Source organism: Streptococcus sp. UBA632, assembly GCF_002300045.1.
GTDB lineage: Bacteria > Bacillota > Bacilli > Lactobacillales > Streptococcaceae > Streptococcus > Streptococcus alactolyticus.
In genome coordinates this window covers 1,437-9,243 of record NZ_DBPA01000030.1, presented here as the reverse complement: position 1 = coordinate 9,243, position 7,807 = coordinate 1,437, and the positions used below count along the sequence as shown (strand labels likewise).

10 protein-coding genes are annotated in these 7,807 nt (G+C 41.8%); 1 reads left to right on the top strand and 9 read right to left on the bottom strand.

Annotated features, from left to right (window positions below):
• Window positions 1-125: 125 nt before the first annotated feature.
• On the top strand, window positions 126-320 hold the full coding sequence (locus B3473_RS04005) for a helix-turn-helix transcriptional regulator (RefSeq protein ID WP_168260866.1): 195 nt from the start codon (window positions 126-128) through the stop codon (window positions 318-320).
• Window positions 321-367: 47 nt separating this feature from the next.
• On the opposite strand, the gene B3473_RS04000 is transcribed toward B3473_RS04005, so the two are convergent.
• From B3473_RS04000 to B3473_RS03960, 9 genes are all read right to left on the bottom strand, one after another.
• Window positions 368-1,636 (bottom strand): dihydroorotase, encoded by a 1,269-nt coding sequence (locus tag B3473_RS04000; protein ID WP_154455155.1) that lies wholly within the window; start codon window positions 1,634-1,636, stop codon window positions 368-370.
• A gap of 12 nt (window positions 1,637-1,648) precedes the next feature.
• Window positions 1,649-2,302, bottom strand: a complete 654-nt coding sequence (locus tag B3473_RS03995) for a uracil-DNA glycosylase (protein WP_154455154.1) — start codon at window positions 2,300-2,302, stop codon at window positions 1,649-1,651.
• 10 nt (window positions 2,303-2,312) lie between these two features.
• Complete coding sequence (locus B3473_RS03990) at window positions 2,313-2,813, bottom strand: YbhB/YbcL family Raf kinase inhibitor-like protein (RefSeq protein WP_154455153.1); 501 nt, start codon at window positions 2,811-2,813, stop codon at window positions 2,313-2,315.
• 71 nt (window positions 2,814-2,884) lie between these two features.
• Entirely contained in the window at window positions 2,885-3,514 is a 630-nt protein-coding gene (gene pyrE, locus B3473_RS03985; protein ID WP_154455152.1) for an orotate phosphoribosyltransferase, read from the bottom strand.
• A 46-nt stretch (window positions 3,515-3,560) separates the two neighbouring features.
• Window positions 3,561-4,253, bottom strand: a complete 693-nt coding sequence (pyrF, locus tag B3473_RS03980; protein WP_168260869.1) for an orotidine-5'-phosphate decarboxylase — start codon at window positions 4,251-4,253, stop codon at window positions 3,561-3,563.
• A gap of 172 nt (window positions 4,254-4,425) precedes the next feature.
• Complete coding sequence (locus B3473_RS03975; protein ID WP_154455150.1) at window positions 4,426-5,370, bottom strand: dihydroorotate dehydrogenase; 945 nt, start codon at window positions 5,368-5,370, stop codon at window positions 4,426-4,428.
• 11 nt (window positions 5,371-5,381) lie between these two features.
• Window positions 5,382-6,188 carry a dihydroorotate dehydrogenase electron transfer subunit gene (locus tag B3473_RS03970; protein WP_269725812.1) on the bottom strand — a complete coding sequence of 269 codons (807 nt, stop codon included), beginning with the start codon at window positions 6,186-6,188 and terminating at the stop codon, window positions 5,382-5,384.
• 189 nt (window positions 6,189-6,377) lie between these two features.
• Window positions 6,378-7,346 carry a hypothetical protein gene (locus tag B3473_RS03965; protein WP_204984520.1) on the bottom strand — a complete coding sequence of 323 codons (969 nt, stop codon included), beginning with the start codon at window positions 7,344-7,346 and terminating at the stop codon, window positions 6,378-6,380.
• A 197-nt stretch (window positions 7,347-7,543) separates the two neighbouring features.
• A partial coding sequence (locus B3473_RS03960) for a sugar nucleotide-binding protein (protein WP_293674966.1) occupies window positions 7,544-7,807 on the bottom strand: 264 nt, incomplete at its 5' end.

Below are 7,807 nucleotides of genomic sequence, written 5' to 3'. Positions count from 1 at the left end.
AGTATAGTCCATTTGGGCTTTTTCGTATCTTAAATTTAACTAGCACCACGGGTATTTTATTATTTTTATCTTTGTTTTTTCAATCTATCTTTGGATTTCAGAAACCGATTAAAAGGAGAATGCAAATGATTGACGTTTTATCAAAACAGGAATTGCTACACTTACTAACCAACAACTCACGTTATCAAATTGCTAAAGCGACTGGCATTTCAGAGCGAACTCTCGCAAATTACGTAAACGGCATTACTGATATCGGACGCATGTCTTACGACAACGCTATTAAGCTAACGCAATACGCCAAGGAAAATAACCTCGACTAAAACAACCGCACTCATCATGAGCGCGGTTTTAATATGCTAAAAGCCTGTTAGGCTTGATAAACAACTTTACCATCACAAATCGTGTATTTGACCACACCTTTTAAGGTTTCACCGATAAATGGCGAATTAGATGCTTTTGAAGCAAATTGGTCAGACACCACGCGGTCTTCCTTATCCGCGAAAATCACAATGTCCGCTGGCCCATTTTCTGCCAAATAACCCGCATCAAAGTCATAAAGCGATGATGGATTGATGGTCATTTTAGCCAACAATTCTGACAAGGTCAAATCACCTGTTTCCACCAAGTTGGTCAAGCCCAGTGACAATGACGTTTCTAGCCCTGTCATTCCTGATGGGGCTTTTGTGATATCATCCACGTTCTTTTCATCTGCGTGGTGAGGGGCATGGTCTGTCGCAATCACAGAAATCACGCCAGATTTCAAGCCTTCAATCACGCCTAAACGGTCTTTTTCCGTACGAAGAGGAGGATTCATCTTAGCAGCTGCCCCTTTAATCAATAGCAAATCTTCTGTTTTTGAGAAATGTTGCGGTGCTGCTTCTGCTGTGATATGAGCCCCTAATTGTTGGGCAAACTCAACCACTTTCACTGATTCCGCTTTTGATAAATGTTGGATGTGCAAGTGAACGCCGCGGTCATAAGCAATCATAACATCACGCGCAATCATGCTGTATTCTGCCACACCTGTTGCCCCACAAAAATGGAATTTGTCTTGGGCAATGTGTTCGTTAAAACCAAGAATGCCATTCAATTCAGGGTCCTCTTCATGCACGGCAAGGAAAGTATTATTAGCCTTAGCCAAGTCAAGAGCCTCTTTCAAGACCTTGCTGCTTTGAAGGGGAATACCGTCATCAGAAAAACTGAGGGCCCCATTTTCAAGCAAAGCCTTGAAGTCCGTCAAATGTTGACCATCAAAATTTTTGGTAATTGTGGCATTGGTATAGACGTGAATGTCCTCTTTTGCCGCGCTGGCCAAAACCTCTTTCAAGGTTGCCACATCTGAAATAGTGGGATTGGTATTTGCCATCATGACAACTGAGGTAAAGCCACCCGCAGCAGCCGCAAGAGCACCTGTGTGAATGTCTTCCTTGTGTGTTTGACCAGGTTCACGGAAATGCACGTGAATATCCACCAAACCAGGCGCTACAACGAGCCCAGTTGCATCAATCACCTCGGCACCATTTTCCTCAATAAATTCAGCGATTTTCACCACTTTTTTGCCATCAACAAGGACATCTGCAACCTGATCAAATCCAGATTGAGGGTCAACAACACGACCATTTTTAATCAATAACATAGTAAACTCCTATCATTTTAACCAGTCAATAGGTTCAAGACCGTCTTGAGTTAAGTAAGCATTTGTTCGTGAAAAGGGATGGCTACCAAAGAAACCTCGATAAGCCGACAAGGGACTTGGATGCGCACTTTCAATGACATGATGAATGGGATTGGTCACCAAAGCTTTTTTCTTGCGAGCATAACCACCCCACAAGATAAAGACAACTGGGGTTTCTTTTTCATTTACCACCTTGATAATGGCGTCTGTAAAAGGCTCCCAAATTTGTCCAGCGTGTCCATTGGCACGCCCTGCTGGCACGGTCAAACAAGCATTTAAAAGAAGAACACCTCGCTCAGCCCAAGAAGTCAAATCATGGTGGTCCCGCTGTCCCACATCATCAGCTAATTCTTTGAGAATATTTTGCAATGACGGAGGAGCTGGAATGTCCTCAGGAACGGAAAAAGATAAGCCCTGAGCTTGATTGGGACCATGATAAGGGTCTTGCCCAATAATGACCACCTTCACCGCCTCCAAAGGCGTGGTCTGAATGGCATTGAACACTTTCTCGCGCGGTGGATAAACCACTCCAGCTTGATAGACCTCATCCATAAAATGATTGATTCTAGCAAAATAATGCTCTGGCAATTCCTTTTTGATTAAGTCATGCCATTTTGAATGCTGCATAGCGACTCCCTTAACATCTTCCCACAAGTTCAATATCAGCTTTTGCCAAGATATGACCCGCCATTTCACGACGGAGGTCATTTAAGTAAAAGCCGTCTTTCACAGGCAATTCACAATCCAAGGCATAAACCGTCAAGGTATAGAGATGGTCTTCATCTGGCGGACAAGGTCCTGTGTACCCTTCATCAATGCTAGTATAAGCTCCTCTAAAGAAAGGACTTGCCAAACTATTTTTGCCATGCACGTGGTTTTCATCCACGCGAGCAAAATCCTCTAAAATAAGGGCATTACTTGCAGGCACATTAGCCACTACCCAATGGATAAAGGTAAACCCGCAAACAGGGATTGAATCATAATCCACAAAAGTCCAAGCAAAGGTTTTGGTGTTTTCAGGTGCCTCTTCAATGATAAAAGGAAAAGACACAACGGGCTTTTCAGCCACCTTAACGTCAGAAGCCTTCGTATAAAGGTCTGGCAAAATCTGATCATCAAACGGACATGAAATTTTCATCTGCTACTCCTCTCATTCTTCCAATCAACAAAGCTAGCCACCAAGACCAGTCTTAGTGGCTAAATACCAACTTAGTCACGCCAAGTTTCTTGATTTTCTTTAAATTTGTGCAATAAGTCAAGGTCTTCTTCAGAGATATAGCCTTGTACTTTTGCCACCTTGATCAATTCGGTGTAGTTTGACAAGGTTACCAATTTCACACCAGCTTTGGCAAAGTTTTCAGCAGCTTTTGGCAATTCATAAGTGAAAATAGCCACAACACCAATGACATCTGCCCCTTCGCGTTCAGCCGCAGCCACAGCGTCTAAAACAGAACCACCTGTTGAGATAAGGTCTTCAACGACAACCATTTTTTGACCTTTTGTCACGCGACCTTCGATTTGATTACCAGCTCCATGATCTTTTGGTTTGCTACGGATATAAGCAAAAGGAAGATCCATTTTATCAGCGATGATAGCTCCGTGTGGAATACCTGCTGTCGCTGTTCCCGCGATGACTTCCACTTCTGGAAATGCTTCTTTGATTTTTTCTACAAATCCATTTTCAATCAACGTACGTGTTTCAGGATAAGCCAAAGTCACACGGTTATCCGTGTAAATCGGTGATTTAATCCCAGATGCCCAAGTAAATGGATCATTTGGTTTCAAGTAAACAGCTTGAATATCCAGTAAATCTGATGCAATTTGTGATGCTAAAGTCATAATATTCCTCTTTTCTATCTTGGTATTTCAATATAGTATTCTAATACTAAGCGTTCCATTCATCGTAAATAGCCTTGTAGGCCGCAACTGGGTCTGGCGCTTGCGTAATAGGGCGTCCCACCACGATATAGCTTGATCCAATCGCGTTTGCTTGGCTTGGTGTCATGACACGTTTTTGGTCACCAACCGCAGCACCTGCTGGGCGAATACCTGGCGTCAAACAAACAAAATCATCAGACGTTGCTTCTTTAATGACCGCCACTTCACGAGCCGAACAAACCACACCATCAAGCCCAGCTTCAGCTGTTTTCTTGGCATAATGCACAACAGACTCTACCAAGCTGGTTTGGATATTTTGGTCAGCTTTCATTTGCTCATCAGATGTTGACGTTAATTGGGTAACTGCAATGAGTTTTGGACCGTCTCCCAGTCCTTCGCGAGCAGCTTTCATCATTTCAACACCACCAGCAGCGTGAACATTGGTCATGTCAACACCCAATTCTGCCAGCACACGCATGGCTGATTTGACAGTATTCGGAATGTCATGCAATTTCAAATCTAGAAAAACAGAGTGCCCAAGTGATTTGACATAGCGGACAATCTCAGGCCCAACGGCATAGTATAATTCCATACCAATCTTGACATATAATGTTTCATCCTCAGGAAACAAGGCTAAAAAGGCTTTGACTTCCTCAAATGATGGAAAATCAAGGGCAATAACGGGACGACTTTCGTGCATACTTTCTCCTTTTCTACAAAGAAAACCTCGCCAGGGCGAGGTCACACAAAAAGTAGGGTAGCGTACACCCATCTATCTTCTTTTGTTAGCAACCTTTCTCGCCTCTCTGGACTCAATTAAAGGTTATTCAGTTGTTATTATTATAGCTTTTTTTGCTAATAAAGTCAAAATCTTAGTGGGAACGCAGACTAGCTTTAACTTCACGGCGTAAGGTTTCCAAATCCGTAATGCCATACTGGTCCATGACCTCTGGCAAACGCTCAATGATATTTAGACACGCATAGGGGTCAGTAAAATTAGCCGTACCAACGCCAATAGCTGATGCGCCTGCAATCATCATCTCAATCGCTGCTTCGGCAGAATCCACACCACCCATACCAATAATTGGCAAATCAGTGCTTTGAGCTACTTGGCGAATGAGTTTTAAAGCAACTGGGAAAACAGCTGGACCACTCATCCCACCTGTGCCATTGGCAATGATAGGCTGACGGCTTTGCAAATCAAAACGCATACCAACCAAGGTATTAATCATGGTAAAGCCTGTGGCACCTGCTTCTTCGACCGCCTTAGCCACAGTGGTAATATCCGCCACACTTGGGGTCAATTTGACATAGACAGGCACTTCTGAATGCTCAACACTTGCCTTAACCGCAGCATAAGCCAATTCTGGCACCTGACCAATCAACAAACCATGATTGCCGTGGTCAACATTAGGGCAAGAAATATTCAACTCAATTGCTTTGACATTTGGTGCTTTTGAGATCTTTTCAGACACATAGGCGTATTCATCATTTGAAAAGCCTGCCACATTGGCAATAATCGGCAAGGTTGGGAAATTCTCTGCCAACCAAGGTAATTTTTCTGCTAACACAACGTCCACACCTGGATTTTGTAAACCAATTGCATTGAGCATTCCAGATGGGGTTTCTGCCACACGTGGGGTGGGATTACCAAAACGTGCTTCTTTTGTGGTTGCCTTAATCATAATTGAACCAAGCTTATCTAAGTCGTAATATTTGGCGTATTCTTGACCAAAGCCAAAACAACCCGAAGCTGGAATAATAGGATTTTTCAAATCAAGCCCTGGAAGACTTACAGCTAAACGATTTTCTGACATTAGCATCCTCCTTACAAGATAATATTTCCCGTCTCAAAGACAGGACCATCTTCACACACACGCTTATTAGCAGTATCTTGTGCATTTTTTAGATGAACTACACAAGCATAGCAAGCTCCCATGCCACAAGCCATCCGAGCTTCCATTGACAAGTAGGCGTGGGGATGATTTTCAAAGGTTTTATCGACATATTTCAACATACCTGGAGCCCCACAAGAGTAGATAGCATCAAAGTTTTGCGTTTGGAGCAACTCATCCACAATTGTTGACACATAACCCTTTGTACCGTATGAACCATCATCAGTTGTCACATAAACCTTGCCATAGGCTGCCAGTTCTTCTTCCAAAATCACTGCGTCTTTATTGGCAAATCCAATAACAGAAATCACCTCAACCCCTTTAGCAGCAAGTTGTTTTGCCGTTTCCACCAAAGGTGGCACACCAATTCCACCACCAATCAATAAAGCTTTTTGACCAGCAGATACCACAGAAAGATCAAAGCCATTACCTTGAGGTCCCATGGTATCCACCACATCACCAGCTTTTAACTGAGATAAAATAGCCGTCCCCGCACGTTCTACACGATAAACAATCGTCACTTCTTTTTTGGCCTTATCAATCTGACAAATAGAAATGGGACGACGCAACAATTTACTTGGGTCTGGCACACGCAGATGGAGAAATTGTCCAGGAGCCATGTCCAAAACCATCTCTCCTGATAAGGTCATCTTAAAAATACGCGGAGCAATCTCGTCCTGATGGGTAATCCGTAAATCTTCTTTCAAAACAGCTGTTTTTTCTTTACAACTTGGAGCCATAACTCTTCCTTTCCTGACAAAAAACCTTGCCCAAAACAGGCAAGGTTACAGCAAATAAGCAGAAAATTCCAACGCACTTCTCCACTTATCATTATCCATTTTTGCAGTCACCTTGCAAGTCTCTCTGGACTCAATTAAAGGTTTTTAAATTTTGTTCATTGTAACGTAAATTGCTTAACTTGTCAAATCTCAGTAAGCACGATAGTACAACAAATGCAAATCTGAACGTCCCGCATAAGAACTCAATTCTTCCAACAAACTTTCAAAACGGCTGTCTTTGACGAGTTTATTTTGCCCATAAATCAAGAGGTATAAAGGCACTGTTGTTTGACTTACAACATGACCAGCTTCATCTACTTTCTCTTCACCACGGACTTCCAGCTGTTCTAAAACGTTTTCTACAATAACGAGAGCATCGGAAATACTGTCATAAGCTCCTTGAAAGCGATCAAAAACATTGTAAGAAGCAATTTCGTCCTTGAGGTCTTCTTGAGCATCCACCACATAAACCAAACCTTTATTGTCAAAGAGGTAATGCCTGATTTTCTTAATGACATCATCTGAATTAGCCTCTAAAAGCTCTGTTGGTCGAATAACTGGAATTTCTTCGGTAAGACGTTCTTCCTTGGGAACCATAGCATCAATCTTAGCCAAAAGCTCTGCCTTTTTCGTTTCCTTCACACGTTCCTTAAACAAATGTACAGGGTCAAGAAGAACAGGATAATCTGACTCCTCTTTAATGGCTAGATTAGTCACCCTAAGCGACGTAAAAACATCAATCAAAACACCAAAAACACGAGGACGATTATCCCCAATAATTGCTTGAAAAACGGATTTTGACTCACAATTGTCTAACACATAATCAATCCCTTGCACCCAATTACCAACGATATTTAGGGATTGATTCATCAATCGAAAGGAATCTTCCTCATACCAAAACGTTGAGCGAATCAGTTTTTCTTGTTGGGACAAGGCATCAACCGCTGCCAAAATCTCTCCCAACTCCTCATGAATCACCGAAGGGGAAAAAGAACCCCCCAACAAAGAGGGAGTCTTTTCAACCAAAACGACTTCATCTCTGAAAAGTGTTAGGTAATGAATGCTGACAAGTAATTTTTGAATTAATAAACGATGCCCATTTGAATTTGTATCTTTCATCGCTACCACCACACTCACCTTATAACTTATATTACATTTCTATTACAGTACGTTACTACTAATATATCACATAATAGGTAAAAGGACAATGAAAAAAGATAAGAAGCCTGAAAATAAAAAGAAAAACCGAACGATATATTTAGACAAAAAAAGAAAAAGAAACCGAGTCGTAACTCAGTTTCTTCTATTTATCAAGATTATTTTTTAACGTCTTGTTTGTAAAATTCTTTCAAAGCTTCTTGCCATGTTGGGATTACAAAGCCTGTAGCTTTTGCTTTTTTAAGACTCATTGTTGAGTTAAATGGACGTTTTGCTTTTGCTGGGAATTGGCTTGAATCAACTGGTTTAACCACAACATCAGTATCTTTCAAGATTTCAACCGCGAAGTCATACCAAGTTGTATCTTCAGTAGCGTCATTTGACAAGTGGTAGTAACCAAATTCTTTTTGGTTTTCTGTCAA

Coding starts and splice junctions, on each gene's coding strand:
- B3473_RS04005 (WP_168260866.1), top strand. CDS start 126: ATGATTGACGTTTTATCAAAACAGGAATTGCTACACTTACTAACCAAC.
- B3473_RS04000 (WP_154455155.1), bottom strand. CDS start 1,636: ATGTTATTGATTAAAAATGGTCGTGTTGTTGACCCTCAATCTGGATTT.
- B3473_RS03995 (WP_154455154.1), bottom strand. CDS start 2,302: ATGCAGCATTCAAAATGGCATGACTTAATCAAAAAGGAATTGCCAGAG.
- B3473_RS03990 (WP_154455153.1), bottom strand. CDS start 2,813: ATGAAAATTTCATGTCCGTTTGATGATCAGATTTTGCCAGACCTTTAT.
- pyrE (WP_154455152.1), bottom strand. CDS start 3,514: ATGACTTTAGCATCACAAATTGCATCAGATTTACTGGATATTCAAGCT.
- pyrF (WP_168260869.1), bottom strand. CDS start 4,253: ATGCACGAAAGTCGTCCCGTTATTGCCCTTGATTTTCCATCATTTGAG.
- B3473_RS03975 (WP_154455150.1), bottom strand. CDS start 5,370: ATGTCAGAAAATCGTTTAGCTGTAAGTCTTCCAGGGCTTGATTTGAAA.
- B3473_RS03970 (WP_269725812.1), bottom strand. CDS start 6,188: ATGGCTCCAAGTTGTAAAGAAAAAACAGCTGTTTTGAAAGAAGATTTA.
- B3473_RS03965 (WP_204984520.1), bottom strand. CDS start 7,346: ATGAAAGATACAAATTCAAATGGGCATCGTTTATTAATTCAAAAATTA.